Origin of the sequence: Virgibacillus senegalensis (genome assembly GCF_000821245.2) — a bacterium.
Taxonomy (GTDB): Bacteria; Bacillota; Bacilli; order Bacillales; family Amphibacillaceae; genus Sediminibacillus; species Sediminibacillus senegalensis.
Genome location: NZ_LN611425.1, coordinates 599,560 through 622,897, shown reverse-complemented (window position 1 = coordinate 622,897; position 23,338 = coordinate 599,560). Strand labels below are relative to the sequence as shown.

23 protein-coding genes and 1 other RNA gene are annotated in these 23,338 nt (G+C 42.3%); 3 read left to right on the top strand and 21 right to left on the bottom strand.

Going from position 1 to position 23,338, the window contains the following annotated elements; translation table 11 throughout:
* Positions 1–73: 73 nt before the first annotated feature.
* Positions 74–841 carry an SDR family NAD(P)-dependent oxidoreductase gene (locus BN1067_RS13930; protein ID WP_053219455.1) on the bottom strand — a complete coding sequence of 256 codons (768 nt, stop codon included), beginning with the start codon at positions 839–841 and terminating at the stop codon, positions 74–76.
* A gap of 140 nt (positions 842–981) precedes the next feature.
* Here BN1067_RS13930 and BN1067_RS13925 point away from each other — a divergent pair, with 140 nt between their 5' ends.
* Positions 982–1,545 carry a hypothetical protein gene (locus BN1067_RS13925; RefSeq protein ID WP_053219454.1) on the top strand — a complete coding sequence of 188 codons (564 nt, stop codon included), beginning with the start codon at positions 982–984 and terminating at the stop codon, positions 1,543–1,545.
* A 670-nt stretch (positions 1,546–2,215) separates the two neighbouring features.
* On the opposite strand, the gene BN1067_RS13920 is transcribed toward BN1067_RS13925, so the two are convergent.
* The 12 genes from BN1067_RS13920 to BN1067_RS13865 form a co-directional block, all read right to left on the bottom strand.
* Positions 2,216–2,605: a sigma-E processing peptidase SpoIIGA gene (locus BN1067_RS13920; RefSeq protein ID WP_053219453.1), complete on the bottom strand. Its 390-nt coding sequence runs from the start codon at positions 2,603–2,605 to the stop codon at positions 2,216–2,218.
* A 228-nt stretch (positions 2,606–2,833) separates the two neighbouring features.
* Positions 2,834–4,057: an ISL3 family transposase gene (locus tag BN1067_RS13915; protein ID WP_110943399.1), complete on the bottom strand. Its 1,224-nt coding sequence runs from the start codon at positions 4,055–4,057 to the stop codon at positions 2,834–2,836.
* A gap of 188 nt (positions 4,058–4,245) precedes the next feature.
* Positions 4,246–5,748, bottom strand: a complete 1,503-nt coding sequence (locus BN1067_RS13910; RefSeq protein WP_053219452.1) for a carboxypeptidase M32 — start codon at positions 5,746–5,748, stop codon at positions 4,246–4,248.
* 13 nt (positions 5,749–5,761) lie between these two features.
* Entirely contained in the window at positions 5,762–6,892 is a 1,131-nt protein-coding gene (locus tag BN1067_RS13905) for a THUMP domain-containing class I SAM-dependent RNA methyltransferase (protein ID WP_053219451.1), read from the bottom strand.
* Positions 6,893–7,009: 117 nt separating this feature from the next.
* Positions 7,010–7,394, bottom strand: an RNA gene (gene rnpB, locus BN1067_RS13900) — RNase P RNA component class B.
* Positions 7,395–7,502: 108 nt separating this feature from the next.
* Entirely contained in the window at positions 7,503–7,814 is a 312-nt protein-coding gene (gene gpsB, locus BN1067_RS13895; protein WP_053219450.1) for a cell division regulator GpsB, read from the bottom strand.
* Positions 7,815–7,929: 115 nt separating this feature from the next.
* A complete protein-coding gene (locus tag BN1067_RS13890; protein WP_053219449.1) occupies positions 7,930–8,490 on the bottom strand; it encodes an SLOG family protein in 561 nt (186 codons plus the stop codon).
* An 81-nt stretch (positions 8,491–8,571) separates the two neighbouring features.
* Complete coding sequence (locus BN1067_RS13885; RefSeq protein ID WP_053219448.1) at positions 8,572–8,949, bottom strand: spore coat protein; 378 nt, start codon at positions 8,947–8,949, stop codon at positions 8,572–8,574.
* 169 nt (positions 8,950–9,118) lie between these two features.
* Positions 9,119–9,529, bottom strand: a complete 411-nt coding sequence (locus tag BN1067_RS13880) for a cytidine deaminase (protein ID WP_053219447.1) — start codon at positions 9,527–9,529, stop codon at positions 9,119–9,121.
* A gap of 84 nt (positions 9,530–9,613) precedes the next feature.
* Positions 9,614–9,985 carry a DUF1798 family protein gene (locus BN1067_RS13875; RefSeq protein ID WP_053219446.1) on the bottom strand — a complete coding sequence of 124 codons (372 nt, stop codon included), beginning with the start codon at positions 9,983–9,985 and terminating at the stop codon, positions 9,614–9,616.
* A 34-nt stretch (positions 9,986–10,019) separates the two neighbouring features.
* A complete protein-coding gene (locus BN1067_RS13870; RefSeq protein ID WP_053219445.1) occupies positions 10,020–10,337 on the bottom strand; it encodes a hypothetical protein in 318 nt (105 codons plus the stop codon).
* A gap of 310 nt (positions 10,338–10,647) precedes the next feature.
* The gene (locus BN1067_RS13865; protein ID WP_053219444.1) at positions 10,648–11,604 is read right to left on the bottom strand and encodes a DUF2515 family protein; all 957 of its coding nucleotides are present in this window, start codon (positions 11,602–11,604) and stop codon (positions 10,648–10,650) included.
* Between the two features lie 123 nt (positions 11,605–11,727).
* Here BN1067_RS13865 and recU point away from each other — a divergent pair, with 123 nt between their 5' ends.
* Positions 11,728–12,315, top strand: coding sequence for a Holliday junction resolvase RecU (gene recU / locus BN1067_RS13860; RefSeq protein WP_053219443.1), 588 nt, complete (start codon positions 11,728–11,730; stop codon positions 12,313–12,315).
* Between the two features lie 18 nt (positions 12,316–12,333).
* Positions 12,334–15,075, top strand: a complete 2,742-nt coding sequence (locus tag BN1067_RS13855) for a penicillin-binding protein 1A (protein ID WP_110943498.1) — start codon at positions 12,334–12,336, stop codon at positions 15,073–15,075.
* A 182-nt stretch (positions 15,076–15,257) separates the two neighbouring features.
* Here the strand turns inward: BN1067_RS13855 and nth are convergent, their stop codons facing one another.
* The 8 genes from nth to dinG form a co-directional block, all read right to left on the bottom strand.
* Positions 15,258–15,923, bottom strand: coding sequence for an endonuclease III (gene nth / locus BN1067_RS13850; protein WP_053219442.1), 666 nt, complete (start codon positions 15,921–15,923; stop codon positions 15,258–15,260).
* Positions 15,924–15,936: 13 nt separating this feature from the next.
* Positions 15,937–16,647 carry a DnaD domain-containing protein gene (locus BN1067_RS13845; protein WP_234400700.1) on the bottom strand — a complete coding sequence of 237 codons (711 nt, stop codon included), beginning with the start codon at positions 16,645–16,647 and terminating at the stop codon, positions 15,937–15,939.
* Between the two features lie 131 nt (positions 16,648–16,778).
* Positions 16,779–18,071: an asparagine--tRNA ligase gene (gene asnS, locus BN1067_RS13840; protein ID WP_053219441.1), complete on the bottom strand. Its 1,293-nt coding sequence runs from the start codon at positions 18,069–18,071 to the stop codon at positions 16,779–16,781.
* 25 nt (positions 18,072–18,096) lie between these two features.
* Positions 18,097–19,278, bottom strand: coding sequence for a pyridoxal phosphate-dependent aminotransferase (locus tag BN1067_RS13835; RefSeq protein ID WP_053219440.1), 1,182 nt, complete (start codon positions 19,276–19,278; stop codon positions 18,097–18,099).
* A gap of 28 nt (positions 19,279–19,306) precedes the next feature.
* Positions 19,307–19,834 carry a cell wall elongation regulator TseB-like domain-containing protein gene (locus BN1067_RS13830; RefSeq protein ID WP_199868529.1) on the bottom strand — a complete coding sequence of 176 codons (528 nt, stop codon included), beginning with the start codon at positions 19,832–19,834 and terminating at the stop codon, positions 19,307–19,309.
* Positions 19,797–19,967 (bottom strand): YpmA family protein, encoded by a 171-nt coding sequence (locus BN1067_RS13825; RefSeq protein ID WP_110943497.1) that lies wholly within the window; start codon positions 19,965–19,967, stop codon positions 19,797–19,799. Before BN1067_RS13825 ends, BN1067_RS13830 begins: the two co-directional genes overlap by 38 nt.
* 411 nt (positions 19,968–20,378) lie before the next feature.
* A complete protein-coding gene (locus tag BN1067_RS13820) occupies positions 20,379–21,167 on the bottom strand; it encodes a ComEC/Rec2 family competence protein (protein WP_053219438.1) in 789 nt (262 codons plus the stop codon).
* Between the two features lie 59 nt (positions 21,168–21,226).
* Positions 21,227–23,338, bottom strand: a 2,112-nt coding sequence (dinG, locus tag BN1067_RS13815) for an ATP-dependent DNA helicase DinG (protein WP_053219437.1), incomplete at its 5' end; no start/stop codon positions are given.

The window sequence follows — 23,338 nt, the reverse complement described above, 5'->3', positions numbered from 1 at the left end:
AATCGGTTTGGTGTGGTTTCCCCTGCTTCATTCCCTTTCTTTCCGCGTAACCTGAGAACATTGCCCAACGTCATTAAAAGCCGTATATCGTCATACCGCCGTCTACAAATAAAGTCTGGCCGGTTATATAATTGCTTGCATCTGAAGCCAGAAATACTGCGGTACCAGCCAGTTCCTCCAATTTGCCTATGCGTTTCAGTGGTGTCCTGTCCAGAATGTCTGCTACATACTGTTCATCCTGTAATAAACCTTCCGTCAATGCAGTCGGAAAATACCAAGGACCAATAGCGTTAACCAGGATATTTTCCCCTCCCCATTCCATGGCAAGGTTTTTGGTCATTTGGATGATTGCACTTTTTGTCATGGCATATACTACACCTGTCCGAAGAGCCACATGCCCGCCGACAGAAGTCATATTGATTATTTTACCTCCCCCGTGATTCTTCATTCGCTTAGCAGCAGCTTGAGCGAGAAAAAAAGAGCTTTTCATGTTGATATCTACGATTTGATCCATTTCTCCTGGAGTAACTTCGAAGGCCTTGCTGCGAATATTTATCCCGGCATTGTTCACCCATACATCCACTCCACGGCCTTGAATGTTGTCATCGAGTTGTTGGATAATACTGCTATAATTTTTTACATCTTCACTTATTGTAGTTACTTCGCTTCCATATCCCTCCGCTTCCTTCCGAACCTTTGAAAGCTGTTCTTTGTTCCTTGCTATAAGTACAAGGTCAGCCCCTGATTCTGCAAAGGCTAGTGCCACTGCCCTACCTATTCCTTTGCTTGCTCCAGTAATGACTGCCAATTTTCCATCCAATCGAAATGACGGCAAATACATTTTCCTTCCTCCTCAGACTGATAAAAGCAGAATTTTTAAAGAATTAAAACATTTCTTCAAATTGTTTACTTTTTGTTTATTTAGCACTAAACTACTATTTGGTTGTAAATCTTACACATATTTTAACAGGGGGTTATCAAATGAAAAAGTTTTTACTATCACTAGGTCTTATTTCAGCACTAACCATCGCAGGCTGCTCCCAATCAGACAATGAGGATGACACTGCTACAGGAGATGACACTGCTGAGCAGCAAGAGGAGGACACTAAGTCCGATGAGTCAAATGATAATGCGGAAGTGAAAAAAGAACTACTTAATGCACAAATGGACTTTACTAGTACCGTCAGTCCGTATCAACAAAAAATCAATGCTTATCAAGGCAACTTGGCAGATGAGGAAGTTTCCGAAGAAGATATCGAAGCTTCCGCGGAAGAGGCTTTAACAGCTGCCAAAGATGCGCAAACGGAATTGGAAAATTATCAATTTGAAGCAGATGTGCCGGATGAAGTGAAAGAAAACTACCAGCAAGCTATTGCAACACTTGGCGACTACTACAGCGAAACGGAAACCGCTATCAACGATTCTGCTCTTGAGCCTGATTTTTCTGCAGCCCAGGACAAATGGGATGAGTTCCAAGAACAAATTACTTCCATTTATGAAGGACAGGATATGTTCGCTCCAAATATGGCGGATGCATTAAGCTAGATGGAATTGAGTAACATACCAAGCGGTTTTGATTCAGCTGAATTTTCAGCCGCAAGCTGCTAACTTATATGGAAGATGTCTGGAAAAATGGCCGGGTTGAAGCATGGCCACCAAAACAAAAAAGAACGAATTTTGATTACCAATCGAATTCGTTCTTTTTTATTTGTTTATTCCTTAAAAAGATTTCTTTTTGTCATGTTGTTTGACATGTGCTTCGAATCGCTACGGCAAGCTACTACGCTTTCCACGGGCACGGCTTCAACTTCCTCAGTAAGCAAAAGACGCTTACTTGCGGGATTTTCAGCTCGTGCTGTTCCCGTAGGAGTCTCCGAATCTTGCCTTCGCTACATTTTAATGGTCTGATTTCGACAGAATTTAAAAGAACAAAAACGTTTTCTATTCTTCTACTGCCTGATAGGCACTTAACAGTGATGAAGATAAAAATCAGCATATGAGGGTTTCCTCAGAAACTAGAGGGTGCGGACCAAAAGCATAAAATGGATAATGAAGTAGTTGTTTCATGTGGCTTCGCTTTCTACCCGGAACGGCAATTGAGAACACGGAAATCATGCTCAAAAGAGCGCGAGCTGAAGATCCACTTGGCAAAGCAAGTAGCTGAAGCCGTGCCAGCGGAAAGCGAAGTACTTACCAAAGTGTAGCGTTGCTCTTTTTAAAAGTGAATGTTAAAACGTTTTACTTTTTTAANGCTGGAAGATGCAAGTACCTGTTGGCCGATCAAAAAGTGAAGCGCAATCAAACTGCCGCCAAGAACAAACGATACGAAGTAAAACCAGCCAACACTAGCACGGAAAGACTTGACATTCTGCCAGCCGAAAGCAGTCCAGACAATTAGTAGAGAATATAGCCCTTTTCCCCACCACGTACTAAGCGGGAATTCCGGGAAAAAAATAGTGAACGGAACGAGTAATGAAGCAATTAATGCACCTAATATCAGCCTTAAACGGTTATGCTGTCTTTTCGTTAAATAACTGGTGAGCATTAAAATCATCCAATCCAACATAAAGTTCAAAAGCCATATAGCATCTAAATAGATTGTCACGGACACTCTTCCTTTCAATCTACCAATCGGGACTTGTAGCAAGTATAGCGAACTGTAAAATAGAAGTCTGTCATTTCTTGAACTATAAAAACAACTTATTTTCAGAATTTATCAGTGATTTTGTCAAACGATTTTTTTAAAAGAAAAGCGGATAGCCAATCCATCCTCAGACCGTAAAAAATTGGTTCTACGTCAAATGTTGGGGTGGGAGAAATTTGCTCCTACTCCTTAACCCACTTGAAAGCCCCTGAATTCCTTCAGTTGATGATGTAATAACACTTTCGTTCTTAAGCGATCGTAACGACGAAACCCAAAAGCATTCCGTTTGATGACTTTCGTTTGGTTGTTCAATCCTTCAATAAACCCATTGCTATAATCGAGCGCAAAGCTATTCAGAATCTCTGTCTGCCAATTCTTCAAGGTGCCAATCGCTTGTAGATATTCTTCCATACCACTTTGCTTCACTCGGTCATAATACTGATACAATCGTTGTTTTACATAGCCAATATCGGTTTTCCCCATTGCTTTTGCCTCTTCAAACCAGCTGCGAAAAGCCTCTTTCAGCTTATAGGCGACTCGTAGTTCATCCGATAGATCGAGGTATCGGTTCAGATACCAGCGCTGCTTCTCGGTTAGTTCCTCCTGCTTCTTGTAAAAGATATGTTTCATCCGTTTACACTTTTTCCGGTCGTATTCATGGAAGTTCTTTTGGACTCGCCTGCGCACCTTTTCCAAAGCCCAATAAATATACCGACAAAAATGGAAACGATCGGCCACAATGATGGGGCTTCCCACCGCCTTCCGGACAGCTGACTTAAAACTATAGCTCATGTCCATGATGACCTTCCGGACATTACCCCCTTTTTCCCGAAGGTACTGCTTGACGGTTTTGACGGATCGATCAGGCAGGATATCTATTGGATTTCCGGTCTCTCCATCGCCAATGATGACCTGGTATTTCCCCGCATTGGTATCGCCTTTATATTCATCAATCGCAATCACTTCTGGAAGCTCTTCCACCTCTTGAAGTTCTGGTGTGGCCACCTGATCGAACCGGCGAATGGCTGTAGCTTGTGAGGTACGGAACTGCGCAGCGGTATCCTTGAAGTTCATCCCCTGGATCACCCGAAGGCCAAGTGCCTGGTTCCACTCTCTTGAATGACGCTGATAACGGTCCACCATCGGATTGGCTTCTGCGAATCGTTTACCACAGGAACAGGCATAGCGTCGTTTGCGGTAAAACAAATAGGTGGTTCGTTCAAATACCTTTAAGTGCTGGATTTTCTGTATTCGGTAATCATGAACGCGGGAAGTCTGGTTACCACACGCCGGACAGGTTTGCGCCTGCCTGGGCATCTCCACCTCTATGTGGTAAGCTCCCTCCACCTCTTCTACTTTCTTGATAGAAACACTTTCTAATCCGGGTAATGTCATGTTAGAATGCATGTACACACAACTCCTATCTGCTTGTTTCTTAGTCAATTCAAGTGTAGTAGAGATAGGAGCTTGTGTGTATTTTTTATGCGGAATTTTTCTAAAACCCCAACAAATATTGTAGAGCCTTTTTAACAAAAAATCCGAACGAATTGGAATCGTTCGGACTTTATATTGGTCACAATGTTTTTATCCTTGGCTTTTTTTTAATTAAAATGATAAATTCTTGCATACTTGCTTTGTAAGTGTTTTATCAAATAATCTGGGTTTAGTCCTTCTCCCGTGACATCATGCAGAATTTCCAACGGTTTTTTCAACTTACCGTACTGATGGATGTTTTCAACCAGCCATTGCTTGATTGCATGAAAGTCTCCTGAATTAACAATTGATTCCACATCCATTGTTTCAGCCAGACAATGATGGAATTGTGCCGCATACATATATCCTAAGGCATAAGAAGGAAAATAACCAAAGTCCCCAGCAGCCCAATGTATATCCTGCAGCACTCCTCCACTATCTGATTGCGGCCTGATTCCCAAGTATTCCTCCATTTTTTGATTCCATCTATCCGGAAGGTCTTTAACTTCTATTTCCTCATTGATCAACGCTTTTTCCAGTTCATATCTAATCATGATATGGAGACAATAGGTTAATTCATCCGCTTCAATCCGAATGAGGGAAGGCTTCACTTCATTTACTGCCCCGTAAAAGTCTTCGAAAGAAATATGGCGAAAATCTACAGGAGCATGATCTTGGAACAACGGATAATGCTGCTTCCAAAAAGCTTCACTCCTGGCCACGAAATTTTCCCAGAACAAGGATTGCGACTCATGTATCCCCATCGACGTACCATCTGCAAGCGGCGTTTGGGCCAACGTCTGGTCAATGTTTTGCTCATAAAGGGCGTGTCCCCCTTCATGGATCGTACCGAAAACAGCCATTCGAAAGTCCTTCTCATCATATCTCGTCGTCACCCGTACATCCTGTTGGTTGATTGCAATCGCAAACGGATGGATTGTTTCATCGAGACGGCCAGCACTAAAATCATACCCCATTCGCTTCAGTATTTCTAAGCTGAACTTTTCTTGAGCTTGCTTAGGAAAGTGTTTCTTAAGGATCTCTGGGTTCGGCTTAAAACCGGATTCCTTAATTTTTTCCAACAAACCTGTCAATGATTTTCTTAATGCAGGAAATACTTCGTCAAGAACTTCCGTTGTCACTCCCGGCTCAAAAACATGCAGGAGGGCGTCATACCGATTCTTTTCATATCCCCAGTATTCGGCGAATTTCTTATTAAACTCGACTAACTTTTCCAAGTATGGCTGCAGCAATCGGAAGTCACCTTTTTCACGGGCTTCTTGCCAAACGGATTCCGATTTTGTCTGCAGCATCGTATACGCTTTGAATTCAGCTTCCGGAATTTTCCGGTTTCGGTTGTACTCCTCTTCACTTTCCTCAAGACACCGTTTAACGATAGGGTCAGAAACATTTCCTTTCAAGGAGTCAATCAAGTGTTTCATTCTCTCCGATGTCGCAAGCTGGTATGCTTTTTGTGAAAGGACTCCAATGACTTCCGACCGTTGATCGACTCCTTTTGGAGGGATTTTTGTGCGTAAATCCCATTGAATTAATGCCAGTGCTTCCTGGTATGCTTTTTGTTCGTTCAAAAGGTCCAAAAATTCCGTTTCTAACTGCTTGATATCCGACAAAACGATTCCTCCCCTATTTGCTTCCGAAATACTGGTAATAATCTGTTTTGATATAGCCGTTGAATAACTTTCGTTTCTTTGTTGCTTTTTTGCCATATACTGTTTCAAAACGTTCATTAGAAGTAAGGATATATACACTCCAACCAGGATATTGCTGCATAACCTTGCCTAAATCGCTATACATTTTTTCCACTTCGGCTTTATCGCCGATCCGTTCTCCGTATGGCGGATTACCGACAAGATAACCGGAATCCTGCTTCGGATGAAAATCCTTTGCTTGCATTTGTTTCCAAGAGACCAGATCGCCAAGGCCAGCTTCCATGGCATTATCCTTTGCCACCTCAATCATCCGATGGTCAATGTCCGCCCCAGTAATGTCCAGAGGTTGGTTGTAGTCAGCTAGATCCTCCGCCTCCTCAAGGGCTTTTTCCCAACGATCATGACCAACTAGCTCCCAAGACTCTGAAGCAAATTCACGGTTGAACCCTGGTGCAATGTTTTGTCCAATTAGCGCCGCCTCGATCGGTATTGTTCCAGATCCACAAAAAGGATCGACAAACGGCTGGTCCGCTTTCCAATTGGTGAGTTTTACCAAAGCGGCAGCCAACGTTTCCTTTAGTGGTGCCTCCCCTTGTCCAATCCGATAGCCGCGTTTGTGTAAGCCAGTTCCAGAAGCATCCAGGGTTAGTGTTACCTGGTCTTTATGGAGAGCAACTTCAATGCGGTAAAATCCCCCGGACTCTTCTAACCAGGAAGCAATCCCATATTTTTGCTTCAATCGTTCGGCAACCGACTTTTTGACGATCGCCTGGCAGTCCGAAACACTGTAAAGGGTAGACTTGACCGACTTCCCAATAACCGGAAACTCCCCATCTTCAGGGATATACTGCTCCCATGGCAGTGCTTTCGTCTGCTCAAATAAGGAATCAAACGTTTTTGCTTCGAATTGACCGACCAGTACTTTGATCCTGTCAGCTGTGCGAAGCCAAAGGTTGCACCTTGGAATAGCGGAAATATCCGCTGAAAATATAACCCTGCCATTTTCTACTTTGGTATCCTGGTAGCCCAGCGCACGAACTTCCTGAGCGACAATTCCTTCTAAACCCATTGCTGCTGTAGCAATCAATGTAACTTGCTGCTTCATATATTTATTCCTTTCTTATTCATGTTTTCGAACTTATGTAAACGAAAAGCCCCTTCTAACACAAATGCTGTTAGAAGAGGCTGCCTATTCCCTGATTATAGCAACGACCAATGAATGTTTTGTAAGCCATGTTCTGTACTATTGTACTGCAAACGGTGGTCAACCTCGTACGCAAGTAGTAATCATCTATCTCCAGGCAATTGCCTGGCCCTCGTTCGGTTCATTTCCCTACTAAAAGGATGCCCCTACCAATATTTGGGTTGCTCACTCGCGGGGTTTACCTCGTTCCACTCAAACGGTTTCCCGTCTGACTACGTCACTGTGGCACTTTCAAGGTTGCAATACCGTATCCAAAAGACTTAGGTATCTTCCCTGCCGTTAACCCCATAAGGGATTACCTTGACTTATGAATTCGTCAAGCACGAACACTACAAGCATCTCAGCCTGTGTGAGCATGGACTTTCCTCTACACACCTATGATGTGCAGCGATTACTCAAACATCCATTAAATGCTAATCCATTGTAATATCATTTTTCGTTCAAGTCAATGCGACAATTAAAATTATAACATATCGTTTATTGCCTTGCATTGGTAATGATATCCAACATATCAGGAGTCAGCGTCGGCAAATTTCTTTCCGAAAACAGCTTTTTCTAAATTGGAAACTCGTTTCAAAATGTCGTAATTAACCTGGTGATTGCTTGCCGTTGTTGCTGTACGGGTTCTCGTTTGATCTGACTGTCTTTTCAACCGGTCATTTTCCTGGCGCAGCCGCTCGATTTCCTGTTGAAAAGCTTCATAGTCCTGAATGATCACATCGAGGTATTCATCCACTTCTTCCTGATTGTACCCTCGCATGGCAGTTTTAAAGTTTTTTTCCAATATATCTTTCCCTGTCAATTGAATACGATCCAAGCTCATCCATATCACCTCATATCTCGTACAACTTACCTCTTATTTTTTCAAAACATTGAGCGAATGTCAATTTTTACGGGGACAAAGAAACCGAAACTTAACAGATACGGAAATGCCTCGGTTAGGACCAGTAATCCGGATCTTCCATCTGTATTTCTGTCACAACGTCATCCAAGTCCATCGGCGTAATCAAGTAAATAGGATAACCGTCGCGTTCATTAGCCTCTTTAGCTTCTTGATAAAAAAAACGGCTGCTTCCGGGAAATTCTTCATCAAGCAAAATCAAACACCCATCGCTCTTGTCGATCATCCATTTGTTTTTTGCTTTAAACTGGTAAGGTCCCTGGTAGTCTGTTTGATAAATCGGCTGATAGAAGTCCGCCAGCATGAGCAGTTCCTGGTAGGCTTCCTGTATCTGCTCCGGCCAGCGGCTTTCTTGATTCGTAAACGGAGGGAAAACACCAAGCTTTATATCATATGTTTCCTTTAAATCCAAAATTACTTCCCCTGTCCACATTTCTACGCCCATTTGTCCGGATATCAGTATCCACTCCAACCCCTCTTCAATCAAACCGATTATTTTCTTTTCTATCGCCGCTTTAATAAAAGTAACCTTGGGATCATCCTGTTTAAAAATATTCATTTCCATCGGCTTGTATCCAGTGACAGCTAGTACATCCATATGTATTACTCCTTTCCGATATGTCCAATATATATGTAAAAAAGAGCCGGCTGAATGTTAACACCCAGCTCTTATTGGTTATCAGCACCATTTATTCGGTTTCTTCCAGCCTTTCATTCCATGAAACCCGGGTCCCATACCCATACCTGGACCTCCCGGGCTCATTGCCCCTGCTACCATGCCGCCTGGCCCGCCAGGAGGGGTAGCGGCCCCGGCTACTTGATTAGGCGGTGTATTGAAAGAACCGCCATATTGATCAACACTGTCCACTGTATTCGCTACAGAAGTAGAGTGAGGATACATATGTTGATTCTTCACTAGGTGGTGGTTCATGATCGTGGTATGGGATGGATGAATATGCTCCACCGTTTCTTCTGTACAATGATGCACGACATTTTCTTGAGTAGGATACACCACTTGTTTAGGACAACCGCAATGCGGTCCGTGATGATGTCTCATTTTTTGTCTCCTTTCTTTATGTCAGGTTCACTAATAACCTATGATAGAAGACTAAGACATGTCTGAGGCAAAAACCTAAATTTCGTGATAAATATCATTCTTACAGATTCCGCACTCTGGTCCTTCGCTTGAAAAAAACGAAAACCCTGTTGTTAAACAGGGTTCCTCATTACTTGCCATTTTCAACCGAAAGGTCAGCTGATTCGAAAGAAAATGGAAGCAGTTCTTCCATTGTCATCGTTTTTCGCTCGTCCGCGAGATTTCCGATATGTATCTGCATCTTCTTGTCAAAGAACTCACTCATTACCTGACGGCAAGAGCCACACGGCGATACAGGCCTGCCCGTGTCCGCCACAACCGCCATTTCAGAAAAATCGGTTACACCGTCTGAAATCGCTTTGAATATAGCCACTCGTTCTGCGCACAGGCTAACCGGATAGGCAGCATTTTCGATATTACAACCTAGATAGACCTTTCCCGACTTCGTCAGTAGAGCTGCTCCTACCGGGAACTTTGAATAGGGAGTATAAGCCCTGTCTCTAATTTCCTTTGCTTTCGCGAATAATTGATTTTGATCCATTTCACTGCATCCTTTCTTATAGCGGGAAAATTATTATAAAAGAAAATCCCGATTCTGTAAAGGCTTGCACGTACTCAAAATCTGCTATCCCTGTCCGTCCCTAAGTCTTTTTATATCAGCAAGCAGCTGGTCTAAAACAAAAACAATCGATTGATACATTTCCATATAACGTGTTTTAGGAGTATCAATATAATAGCTGTTCATTAAAATGATTTGCAGGTTATCACTTGTAGAAGCGACTTGCTGCGGATGGACAGTCACTTCTTTGTTTTTAACAAACTGAAGTGCCTTTTCTTCCCATTCCTTAACCATTTCAAAGAATGGAGTCGTTTCCTCTTTTACAAACAGAAAAAATTGCTTATCTCTTCTATCTTCCGGCTTTTCGTTCGTTTCAAACCGTTGCTTCAATGGGATCAATTCCTGCTTCAATTGATTGGTCAATGCTTCTAACTCCATCGAATTTCACCCGCCTTTCCTTCATACTGTACCACTATTTACGGGCAAATTGCATTCTTTTAAACATATATCTCCAGAAAGAAGGCTTCGCATCGAAATATCGATTGATCCTTTGCTCTTCCTTTTTATTCTTCAATTGTCTTATTTCTTTATGCAATTTTAAGACCTCACTCTGTAGTTCTTCGATTTCCTGGCGATGGGAGAGCGCTAAAGTGAGGACTACTTCATCAGCCTTTGTGGCAAGTTTTTGCTCAATTAACCGCACGCTGTCCGACAGTTCTACATATGCTTTTTCAAACGCTTGTTTGGACACACCGTTTTTTTCCGTATCTCCCTTTCCGACAAAATCCATTGGTCATCTCTCCTTTTTTAGCTTGTAATAGCATTGGTTCTCCATATATGCTTCGGTACCCTTCTTCACCGACAAAACTAGAAGCAAGCAGACAAATTAACAGGTAAATCCGTATGTTTTGCGCTTGGATGACAACAATAGGGTTAAGGAGGGTTTGTAATGACCGATAAATCGAAAGACCAGTTGAAGAAAGACCGAAAAAATGAAAAAAAGCAGCATGCTGAATACAAAAACAAAAAGCTGGACGGTCCTGACCGCCCATCTGTATAACAAAAATGGAAATCCGGACTGACCTAGTCAGCCCGGATTCTTACATCCATACCAAACGTTTGACTTGCCAAATACGGCCCATTACTTTTCTTTTTCGATAGAAATGCTCAACCGTTCTATCGTTGTCTTTTACTTCAGGATAAAGGAGCCACTCTGACTTTATACCCCCACTTAAACTCCAGTCAACACGAATATTATCCTGGTGCTCGATAGGCTTGACAATTGTTCGCAAGGCGGGAGCCCTGAATTTCTGGTCGCTGGTTGGGAGGAAATATTCATATTCACTTCTGGAACCAGTTGGTTCGACTGTGTTAGCGAAATCCAGCACCCCCATAAAGTTATTTGGGGCAAACAGCTTTACTGCTAACGTTTTCCCCAACTGGATCCGTTTAGTCAAATTGGAAAAGTCATAAACATACGAACCTATAATAGTTCCTTCTCGTTTAGGAAACAACACAGCACTTAGCAGAAAATAATCCTGCATTAAATAAGGAAGTCTCCCGAAAACATTTTTTCGGTAAAACGGCTGTTCGATGACGGGGCGCTGGATGACATTTTGTTCGTTGATGATTTGTGCTTGCATTAATCGATAACCATTTCTGTTGGTCCAAAAATAATTCCATTCACGAAGCATGTATAAAGAAGTATTAAATGACTGCAGCAAGTGAAACAGCGGTCTGCCCTGCTCCTTTGAAAATTGATAGAGTAACAATTGTGGATAGGCATCCGAAAAGATAAGCCAATTTGCACGCTCATAGGTGGAAAACAACCTTGCTCTTGTTTTTTTTGAAAGCAAACCAGCTATCACAGGGGTATATAAATCAGTTATATTCCAACCAGCATTTCTTGACACCATACTGGCCAAGAACGCCCAAGTTATTTCAGGATGTTGATGATAGTAAGAAAGATATGCTTTGGTTCTTGAGATATTATCAATATTGTTAGTTTTTGTCAGTGTCTTGATATGGTTTACTAGTTCCAAATGCTCTTTCCTCATTGGCACCGCCTCCTGTAATAGCTTGTGCAGATGAGGAAAAAAGTTGTCACTGTTTTTTTGATTTTTAGTTCTCATTCCCCCTGAATTTCTGTTATGATACTCTCATGTATGGGAGGTATAAACATGAATTATCCAAACGGAAAGAAGCAATCTTTTCGTGGATCAGGAAAAAGGCTGGAGGAACCTGCGTTTGGCAATAGAGGGATGACACTCGAAGAAGACATCAATGAAACAAATGAACATTATCTGGTCATGAACAGAGCGGTCATCCATAAAAAACCGACACCGGTTCAAATAGTCAAAGTGGATTATCCAAAGCGTAGTGCAGCCACTATCAAGGAAGCTTATTTCAAACAAGCCTCGACTACTGATTATAACGGCATTTATAAAGGTAAATATATAGACTTTGAAGCAAAAGAGACAAAAAGCAAAACATCATTCCCGCTTTCCAATCTGCATGAGCATCAGGTAAAACACATGAAACAGGTTTACGAACACGGTGGAATTAGCTTTTTGATCGTTCGTTTTTCTATGTTAGATGAAACTTTTTTATTCCCTTCCATGAAACTTTTCTCTTACTGGGAAAGTCAATATAAGGGAGGAAGAAAATCTCTACCCTATTCAGACATTAAAGAAGCTGGTCATTTGATCCCTTTCAAGTATCAGGCAAAGGTAGATTATTTAGATGTCTTAGATCAGCTTTATTTTTAGAACGGAGGAAGATGCGTGATGGCAGATGCTAGCCAATCTCGTTCAGCAAGACGAAAGCAACTGAAGAAGAAGAAGAAACAAAACAAATCACTTTTCAGGAAAATGATGAAGGTTCTTTTAATCGTCGTTTTATTTGTCGCAATTGGAATTGGCGGTTTATTCACCTATTTTATAGCTACAGCTCCAAAACTTGACGCAGAGAGCCTGGCTGTGCCGGCTTCGACAAAGCTGCTCGATGTTAATGGAGAGGAGTTCGCCAGTCTCGGAGAAGAAAAAAGAACAAAGATTGATTATGAAGATCTTCCGCCATTGTTGGTCGATGCAGTTACTGCAACCGAAGATTCTCGTTTTTTTAATCATATAGGAATAGACTTCCGCAGAATCGGCGGAGCCATACTAGCAAATATTACCGGAGGATTTGGTGCTGAGGGGGCAAGTACGATTGATCAACAGGTGATCAAAGGTGCCTTCCTGACTCCCGAAAAAACATTGAAACGGAAAGTCCAGGAGCAATGGCTGGCTCTTCGTCTCGATGCCAAATACTCCAAAGAAGAAATACTGGAAATGTATTTAAACAGAATTTACTACGGCAACGTATATGGTGTTGCCGAAGCGGCAGACTATTATTTCGGCAAAGAGGATTTAAACGATTTGACCTTACCGGAAGCTGCAATTTTAGCTGGTTTGCCACAACGCCCGTCTGCATATGATCCGACAAGAAATCCAGAATTGACCCAGGAAAGAATGAATACGGTCTTGAGTCTGATGGTTCAACACGGAAAAATAACACAGAAAGAAGCGGATGAAGCACGGGAAGTATCTGTGGAATCCTTACTGGTGGAAAATCAGGAAGAATCCACCCCTTACCAGGCTTTTATTCAGCAAGTCCAGGATGAGGTCAGTGAGAAACTTGATGCTGATCTTTATAATGATGGCCTTGTAGTCGAGACCACATTAGATCCTAAAGCTCAAAAACATGTCGAATTTTTGCTTAGCGAAGATGAAAACAATCCAATCGCTTATCCAAATGATGAATTCCGAGCCGGTTTAACCGTACTGGATACTTCTTCTGGAGCAATCCGTGCCATCGGGGGCGGAAGGAATTTAGAGGATACCCAAGGCGGCTGGAACTATGCCATTGACAACAAAGACCGCCAGGCTGGTTCTACGTTTAAACCGATCATTGACTACGGTCCGGCTATTGAATATGAACAGTGGTCCACTTACCATCAAATCAATGACGATGGTCGATATCCAATCGCAGGTACCGATTCCTACATCGATAACTGGAATGGACAGCACAAAGGCTGGATGTCGATACGGACAGCGCTGGCAGAGTCTTTAAACGTTCCTGCTGTTAAGACTTTTGAAGAAATCGGAGCCGGCAGAGCACAAGAATTTGCTGAAGGACTTGGTATAAAATTCAGAGATGATGCCATTCAATTAACCGATGCAATTGGCGGTTCTTCCACTGGAGTCACCACCCTGCAGATGGCTGGTGCTTACAGTGCCTTTGGTAATAAAGGAATTTATACGGAGCCTTATTCGGTTACAAAGGTTACTTATAACGATGGACGCACCGTCGACTTAAAACCAGAACCAAAGTCAGCCATGCATGAATACACGGCATATATGGTTACTGATATGCTAAAATCGGTAGTCAAAGATCCTACGGGAACTGGTACTGCAGCCAATGTTTCTGGCTTGCCGATGGCCGGTAAAACAGGTACGACTAACGTAAAGGGAAAAGAAGGCAGTCCGGACTCCTGGTTCAGTGGTTATACGACTAACTATACGATCGCTGTATGGACCGGTTATGACAATCCGGAAGAAAGGACGCTTGTTGGAAGGCCGGAAACAGTCGTAGCACAGGACATTTTCCGGGAAACGATGTCTTATTTATCAGAAGGAATCGAAACTCCCGATTTTACCAAACCTGATTCCGTGGTGGAAGTTCAGGTCGAAAAAGGCTCAAACCCTGCTAGGCTCCCAAGTGAATATACTCCCGATTCGAACATTGTAACGGAGTTGTTCGTAAAAGGAAATGAGCCGAAGAAAACTTCCCAGAAGTTCGACAGGATTGATCCGGTCAGCGGTTTGAAAGCTAAGTTTAACGAGGAAAACCAATCGATTGAAGTTTCCTGGAATTACAATCAGGATGAAGATCGACCGGTTACCTTTAATGTGAGGGCTGGCACCGATGGCGGATCCTTGAGGGATTTGGCCGATACAAAAGAAACCAGCCTGGAGATTGGTAACGTCGAACTTGGTACCACCTATACCATTGAGGTCACTGCGGTCAGTGATTCAGACTCTGGAAACACGAGTGACCCATCAACGGTTACAGTGGAAGTTGCCGATGAAGAAGCCGAAGAAGAACTAGAAGAAGACGAACAAAATGATGAAGAAGAAAACCAAGACGAAGAAAACCCTGAAGATGAAAACAATGGAAACGGACAGGGTGACAATGGAAATAATGGTAATGGCAACGGAAACGGTAATGGTAATGGTAATGGTAATGGAAACGGCAATGATAATGAGAGTGGAAATAACAATGGCAATGACAACGATGATGGTACTGGTGACGAAGATAACACCGGTGGCCCCAATGGAGACGATTCTACTGATGGTGAGACACCTGTGGATGAAGGAGATCCAGATGATGGAGAACCAAGTGAAGACAGTAATGCCAATGCTTCCACTACCGAAGGAGCAGCCAGTTATCCTATCCATGCGATACGAGAAAAAGAAATTGCCTGACATTACAAAACCTATTGTCTAATAAGAGTGCATAAATTAAAAAATCATCAGCGTGATAAAGTAGCGCTGATGATTTTTTCACTCCTGCCCTATTGAATATGACATTGGTAAAAAGCATGATGGAAACAGGAAAAAAGAGCTGCCTCGTAAGTAAAAAAACACTTACGGACAGCTCCCTTTTCTTACACTTCGATATCAAATTGTTTTGCTTTCATCCGCTTTTGTCCCTCTCTGCAAATATCCAGAAGCGGACATTCCGGACAGTTTGGGCTTTTCGCTTTGCAATGATATCTCCCGAAAAAGATCATCCGATGATGGGTTTGACTCCATTCTTGTTTTGGCACTTTCCGCATCAGGGTCTGTTCTACTTCCAGTACAGAGTCTTTCCAACGGCAGATTCCCAACCGTTTTGAAACCCTTTCAACATGAGTATCTACTGCGATTGCCGGTTCCCCAAATGCGACGGAGGCGACAACATTGGCCGTTTTTCTTCCTACTCCTGCCAATTTGACAAGCTCCTCTTGCGTGGAAGGGACTTCTCCGCCATATTCATCGATCAACATTTGGCAAAGCTTGCGAATGTTTTTTGCTTTGTTTCGATACAGGCCAATAGAACGTATATCTCCCTGTAATTCTTCCAAGGATACAGCTAAGTAATCTTCAGGTGTTTTGTATTTTTTGAATAAGTCCCTGGTCACTTTATTAACCAAAGCGTCTGTACACTGCGCTGATAAAACAACTGCAATGACCAATTCAAAAGGATTTCCATGGACAAGTTCACATTCGGCATCGGGAAACATTTCTTCCCATGCATCCAGACATTGTCTCACCTGTTTCTTATTCAGCATACTTATCCCCCCTCTACTCTTCTAACCAATTATAATATAGCGAGACATCCCGTTTTGTTTGTTGCTGTTGTTCCTGCTGGTTATTATTTTGATGAACATGGAATTGTCTGCTTTGGTTTCTAGCCTGCTCCACCGATTTAATCCCTTTCTTTTTCCATTCGCGTAAGATACGATCAATATAACGAAAGTTCAATTTCCCCATCAAAACCGCTTCCCTCAATGCAGCTTTGATTAAAGCAGGAGAATGTTTTTCATCATCAATCCAAATATTTACCGTTTCAATTTCAAACGGGGACAATGGCCGGCCAAATTCCTGTTCAAAAAGAATAAATATGTTAGCCTGTTGCTGATCCGTTTCCTTATCTGTTTCTTTATTTGTCTTAACAATCGAATAATCCGCTTTATATAAAGTCACCCATAAAGGTTCAAGTGAATAACATTCATTTAAAACGTGCTGTTCATCCTCTTCCTGTTCAATCAATAAAATATTTTTCTGTATCAACTGACGAAGTATTTTTGTGCAGTCTTCAGAGGAAATACTCGTGAATTGTGCAATTTCTTCCGGAGTCGGAAAATGGTTCCCTTCCAATTGAAATCGATGGATATGTAATATAACCATTACTTCTGTTTCAGACAGTTTCAATTGACGGTATCTTTTTAACAATAAAGAAGGAATCATCATTTGATCCCTGACAAATTGTTGGTAGTTGAATTCGCTTGCCACTATACATTCACCTCTAACCTATTATAGCACGAATTTCAGTTGCGGGAATTTCCAATAAAACACATAATAATCCCTTGTCGCCTGTGGCGGCAAGGGATCTGTTTAAAAATAGCACGAATGTAAATGAGGCATCACGGATACAAACGATTGAGCAAACGAGGGAACGGAATAGTCTCTCTTACATGCTCAACTCCTGCAAACCATGCCACTGTCCGTTCAAGGCCAAGACCGAAACCGGAATGCGGAACACTACCGTATTTCCTCAATTCGAGGTACCATTGATAGGCATCGCCAGTCAGATTATGTTCCTGATAACGCTGCTCCATCAAAGCCAAATCATCAATTCTTTGTGATCCGCCAATTACTTCTCCATAGCCTTCCGGAGCAATCAGGTCTGCACACAAAACAACATCAGGACGATCCGGATCAGGCTTCATATAAAATGCTTTGATTTCTGCCGGATAATGGGTGATAAAGACAGGTTTTTCAAAGCTTTCCGCAATAGCCGTTTCATGCGGCGCCCCAAAATCTTCTCCCCACTCGATATCATCGAACCCTTTTTCTTTTAACAACTCGATCGCTTCATCGTAAGTGATTCGTGGGAATGGTGCTTGAATTTTTGCAAGTTTGTCTGTATCTCTTTCTAAAATATCTAGTTCCAGCTTGCAATTTTCCAATACGCTATTCGCAATAAAGCTAACATACTGTTCCTGGATTTCCAGGCTTTCTTCATGCTCCACAAAAGCCATCTCCGGCTCAATCATCCAAAATTCAATTAAATGCCGGCGGGTTTTTGATTTTTCGGCACGGAAAGTTGGTCCGAAGGAAAACACTTTACCGAAAGCCATCGCAGCTGCTTCCATGTACAACTGCCCGCTTTGTGACAAATATGCTTCTTCGTCGAAGTATTTGGTATGGAATAATTCCGTTGTTCCTTCAGCCGAAGAACCAGTGAGAATCGGTGGATCGATTTTCACATAATCATTATCATTGAAAAACTGATACGTAGAACGGATAATTTCGTTACGTATTTTCATCACAGCATGCTGTTTTTTGGAACGAAGCCATAAATGGCGGTGATCCATCAGAAATTCCGTTCCGTGTTCTTTCGGTGTGATTGGAAAATCAGTTGACTCATGGATGATTTCCACATTCTTCACCTGTAATTCATATCCGAACGGTGAGCGGGTATCTTCTGCCACTGTTCCTGTGACATATAAAGAAGTTTCCTGCGTCATGTTTTTAGCTGTCTGAAAAACTTCTTCGTCTACTTCCGCTTTTACAACTACCCCCTGAATGAAACCTGTTCCATCCCGGAGTTGCAAAAAAGCAATCTTACCACTGGAGCGTTTGTTGGCTAACCAGGCACCAATGGTTACTTCTTCTCCCACATGTTTAGCTACTTGTGATATCGTCTTCTTCAAAATTAACTACCTCCGTACACTTTCTTTATTGATGATTACGTACAAAACGTTTGATTCTTTTCGCCGCTTCCTCTAATTGCGATATCGAAATTGCATAGGATAAACGAACATTATTTGGAGCGCCGAATCCAGAACCTGGCACCAAGGCCACTTTTTCTTCCTCAAGCAATGCTTGAACCCATTCATCCACATTGGAGAAACCGTTCGCTTTTGCTGCCTCGCTGACATTTGGGAACAAGTAGAAAGCACCTTTGGGTTTCACACAGGTAATTCCCGGGATATCCGTAATGAGTTCATATAGTTTTTCCAAGCGCTCTTGGAAAGCCTTACGCATTTCTTCTACTTTCTCCTGTGACCCGCTGTATGCTTCCAACGCTGCAAATTGAGCGATGGAATTCGGATTAGAGGTTGAATGAGAGGCAAGCCCGGTCATTGCCTTAATAAGTTTGCTGTCACCAGCTGTATAACCAATTCTCCATCCAGTCATGGAGTGTGATTTGGAAACGCCGTTGATGATGATCGTTTGCTTCTTCAATGTTTCTGAAAGCTGGGCGATCGAAACATGCTGTTGATCTGTATAAATTAATTTTTCGTAAATTTCATCCGAAACAATCAACAAATCATGCTTTAAGCAAACATCACCTAAGGCTTTCAGTTCCTCGGCTGAATACATCACCCCTGTCGGATTGCTGGGTGAATTCAAAATGACAGCTTTGGTTTTACTTGTGATAGCCTTTTCTAATTGCTCAGGTGTGACTTTAAAATGGTTTTCTTCTTTCGACTCCAGCACCACTGGCTCTCCTTCAGCCAGTTTTACCTGCTCTGGATAGCTGACCCAGTAAGGGGCAGGGATAATTACTTCATCACCTGGATTCAAAATTACTTGAAACAGCGTGTAAAGACTATGCTTGGCTCCATTGGTTACAATTATTTCTTCAGGCTTATATTCCAATTGTTGATCTGCCTTCAGCTTTTCGATTATTGCATCCTTTAAAGCCGGAAGTCCTCCTGATGGTGTGTACTTCGTATGTCCTTCCCGCATTGCTTTTTCCGCTGCATCTAAAATAGACTGCGGCGTGTTAAAATCCGGCTCCCCTGCTCCGAGCCCAATGACATCATGTCCCTGGCTCTTCAATTCCTTCGCCTTGGCAGTTATAGCCAATGTAGAAGAAGGAGTCAGTGTCTTTACTCTGTTTGCTAATTCCATAAATTAAATCACCTTTCCGAAATAATGGTCAGGATCGATTAAACCTAAAATGATCTCCGGAACTCCCATCCGTCAAGGAATAATAATGCAATACATATCGATCCCTTTCATCTATGTATTTTAACTCCATTAATGGTTGATCTTTTTCCAGTGCAAGGTTCGTCTCCAGTAACTCACAGTTCGAGCAGTCACTTTTCCATGATTGGAGAATGGCTTGCTCCGAAACTAAATCCTCGTTTCGATAAAAAGCGATTTCTGCTTTTTCCCCGTTAACCGGTACATAGGCGATTGCTCTTGAGCCATCATTGGTGGTTCCGGTTACTACATGGTATAGTACACTTCCATGGTAACGCGATACCTCGTCTGCTTTATCAAGATCGGTTTGGGCAACAGCCTGATCTGCCGAAGCCTTAAATCCAGCTTCTTTATCCTGTTGGATACTGTTATATAAATAAATGAAATACCCTATAAATAACAAACAAACCACTAAAATAATACCGACTGCCCATTTTAACCAGTTAGGTACGGTAAATGGTAAAGATAGCTTTTCCATCATCTTCATCATCCAGTGCTAATCCAAACATTAAATCATCTTCCTTTAGCGTTCTGTTCAAACTATCGACTATTTTGTATAAATCTTCGGAATGTGTGATTTTCACTGTCGACAGCTTCTCAATTTTATTCTCCATTGGCTACACCTCCACAATTTCCCCAACATAACAGGACAGTGTATCTGATATATTGCTGTATCGCACTTTCTCATCATAACTCATTTTTGTTAATTCTTGAAGCGGTTTGACAGAAAATGACGAAGAAGTTGGCATCAAGCAGTTGTTACTGTGCTTCTTACCTGCTAAGCAATATATACAGGCAGAAGTTTGTCAATGCTATCAATATTTGTAACACATAGCAGCGGTCATTTCATCCACAATATAATTAGAGTTGAAAAGCAAATTCCTTTTTAACATGAAACGATCTGTTTTTTGCTTTTGATGATTTGTACTTTTTCAACCAATTCCCCTAACCCATACACTATCGTGCGCTGATTTTAGCGCACTTTTTTTGTGTGCGACAGAAGCTTTTTTCTGCCGCACATTTAATCAAGATATTACTTCATAATCCGAATTACTTAAACGGACGATGGTTGTTCCTACCTGATTGAGGTGGTACACATCGATCCACGATTCATTCAGCCGCTCCATCAATCCTTCGTTGGGTTGCTTGTTGTTACCATTGAAAATAATGGCGATATGTGGATCAATATGGTCTAACAAATAACCACTTGGAGACTTTCCGAGAGCATAATCGCCAACTTTGATGATCTGTGGATCGAGTTCATGCTGTAACCACTCATCTTCATCCTCAATGGTACTGTTGCTTAGATATAACATGGATGTTTTTCCGTAAACGATATTGAGGGTCATTTCACCTGTTTCTTCTGCTTTAAGAACCGTGATGGAACCACCGATCGGTAACTCGACGTGCTCGTCGGTATCCCATTGCTTTGTATTTATGTTCTCAACTTCCATGCTACATGAATTGCTCATCTTTCCTGCATATGCAATTAATTCTGTGTGAAACCGGTCTACCAGTTCAGCGGTATTCCCGCAATAATCGGACAGCTGTTTGGTCAGGATAATGGTATCGATTTCCTTCACTTCCAGTTCCTCCAGCTGTTCGAGCAAGGTTCTTGCACTTTCTGGTGCTCCTGTGTTGATCAGAATCGAACCGTTCAACCCTTTAATCAATGTTGCTTCTCCATTAGGAAGATGAAAAAAAGCATAATAAATTTCGCCCTTTTTCAGGTCGATCATCGCTTCTCCATGTATTGCAGGAATCAGAACAACAACTAGCAGCCAAAAAGCAAGGGCCCAAGTTAACCTTTTCACTTTGCCATCACCTATCCTAGATCAAACTAGTTATAGGATATGTAGAAAAGCGATTCATATCATAACCAATCTTCAGCTTTTTGGATTAATTTCGTCGTGTTGTCGTATGTGATCGGTACTTCTGGAATCGAATCCGTAAAATACTTACCGTATCTTGCTTTTACAATCCGATCGTCACAAATAAATACAATTCCGCGATCGGTACTCGACCTGATCAACCGGCCAAATCCCTGCTTAAAGCGGATCACCGCGTTAGGAAGCGCCAACTCCATGAATGGATTTTTTCCCTGCTCCTTCAATAGGACAGATTTTGCTTCGTAAACTGGATGGTCCGGCGGCTGGAAAGGCAATCTTACAATGACGAGTGAAGACAAATCGCTTCCCGGGATATCGACTCCTTCCCAAAAGGAACTGGTTCCCAGCAAGATCGACCGATCGAAAGCCTGAAAATTCTTTTTCAACCGCGCCCTGCTGCCGCTCGATATCCCTTGAGCTATTAGGATAAAATCCTTTTCTTCGGTTAGCTCCTTCAATATTTGATGCGCCTTACGCAGCATATCGTAAGAAGTAAATAACACGAGCATCCTTCCTTCTGTTACCTCGGCAAGGGAGTAGATAGCTTCACAAACAGCCAGGATATATGCTTCCGAATCACCATATTTCATATTTGGGAAATCACTTGGTATCATGAGCTGAACCTGCTGATCATAACGATACGGCGATTGGATTTTTTTCTCAATCGTTGTTTCGGGGGGCAAACCGAGTCTGCCCCGGATATAATCAAACGACTTATTCATGCTCAAGGTTGCGCTGGTCAGGACAATGCTTTCCTTTTTGGCAAACAGGTTTTCGAATAACGTGCTCGCAACCTCGACCGGTTCACTGTAAAGATAAACAGCATTTTTTGCACCGTGTGCTTCGATTTCAGCCCACATTACTTGGTTGGAACCAGGTGCAAAGAAAAAATGTTCCAGCTCGTCAATGATATTTTGCAGCAATTCGATAAAACTTTGTACCTCTTCTCTGATTTCTGTTGTCTCAGACTCTGAAGAGCCTCCACTATCACCGCTCTTGTTCTTCAACTGAGATAAAATGTGGATCAGGTCTCTAATGAAAAAGCTCAGCCTGCCTGCCATTTCCTTAATCGTACTCCAAGATTGAGTGTTTTCATTCTCTGGGTCAAATCGATACTGTATTCTGCCAATGTCATTCAATGCAATATTTCGTCGATTTTGTTCCAGCACATAGTGAAATACATAGCGAAACAATTCATCAGCCTCTGCCTTGGACTGCTGCCATAAATCATCCCAGTTTTCGTTTGAAATCGTTTCAATGCCGATTTCATGGACAGCGCGATAAAACCAGTCGCCTGGTTCCATCGTTCCAACCCGATTTAACAAATGTTGTATCCCTATATAATCGAGCTTCAAACCAAAATGCTTCGCTGCGGTCGCTTCCAAATGATGTGCTTCATCGATTACTGCCATTTTGTAAGAGGGCAATAGCTGAAAGTTACTGTTCAAATCAGTACAAAACAAAGAATGATTGGTAATGACAAGATTCGCCCTTTGCACCTTGTTCCTCACCCTCTGGTAAAAAGATCTGCTGAACCAGGGCGATTGGGGATCAGGATATCCTTCGGTCTCTGTTGAAACACTGCGAAAAAACTTTCTGCCGCTTGATGGCAGCTGCACTTCATCGATGTCTCCAGTATTCGTTTCCGTAAGCCATACGAGCAAGATTGCTTTCGTCAACGTGATATCGTAGTTGTCCTGCTGGTCGGAAAATATTTCTTTCTCAAATTTACTCAAGCTTATGTAGTGCTGCTTTCCTTTAATCAAGGCTGCTTGGAACTCGATATCCAGCATGGCCTTCAACAATGGTATTTCTTTTTCCAGCAGCTGAGACTGAAGCTGGGTTAAGTGCGTGCTTATAACAACTCGCTGTCCTTTAGCCACAGACTGATAAATTGCCGGTAACAAATAGGCCATCGATTTTCCGGTGCCGGTTTCGGCTTCTATCAATGCATGCTGTTTTCCTTCAAACGCATCGAAAACTGTTTCAGACATTTCGCGTTGACCCGTTCTCTTCTCGTAGCCAGCCATAAAATCAGACAGTTTTCCACCTTGTTCGTAAATACTGTCAAGGAAATCTCCATAGGCGGGAAGGGG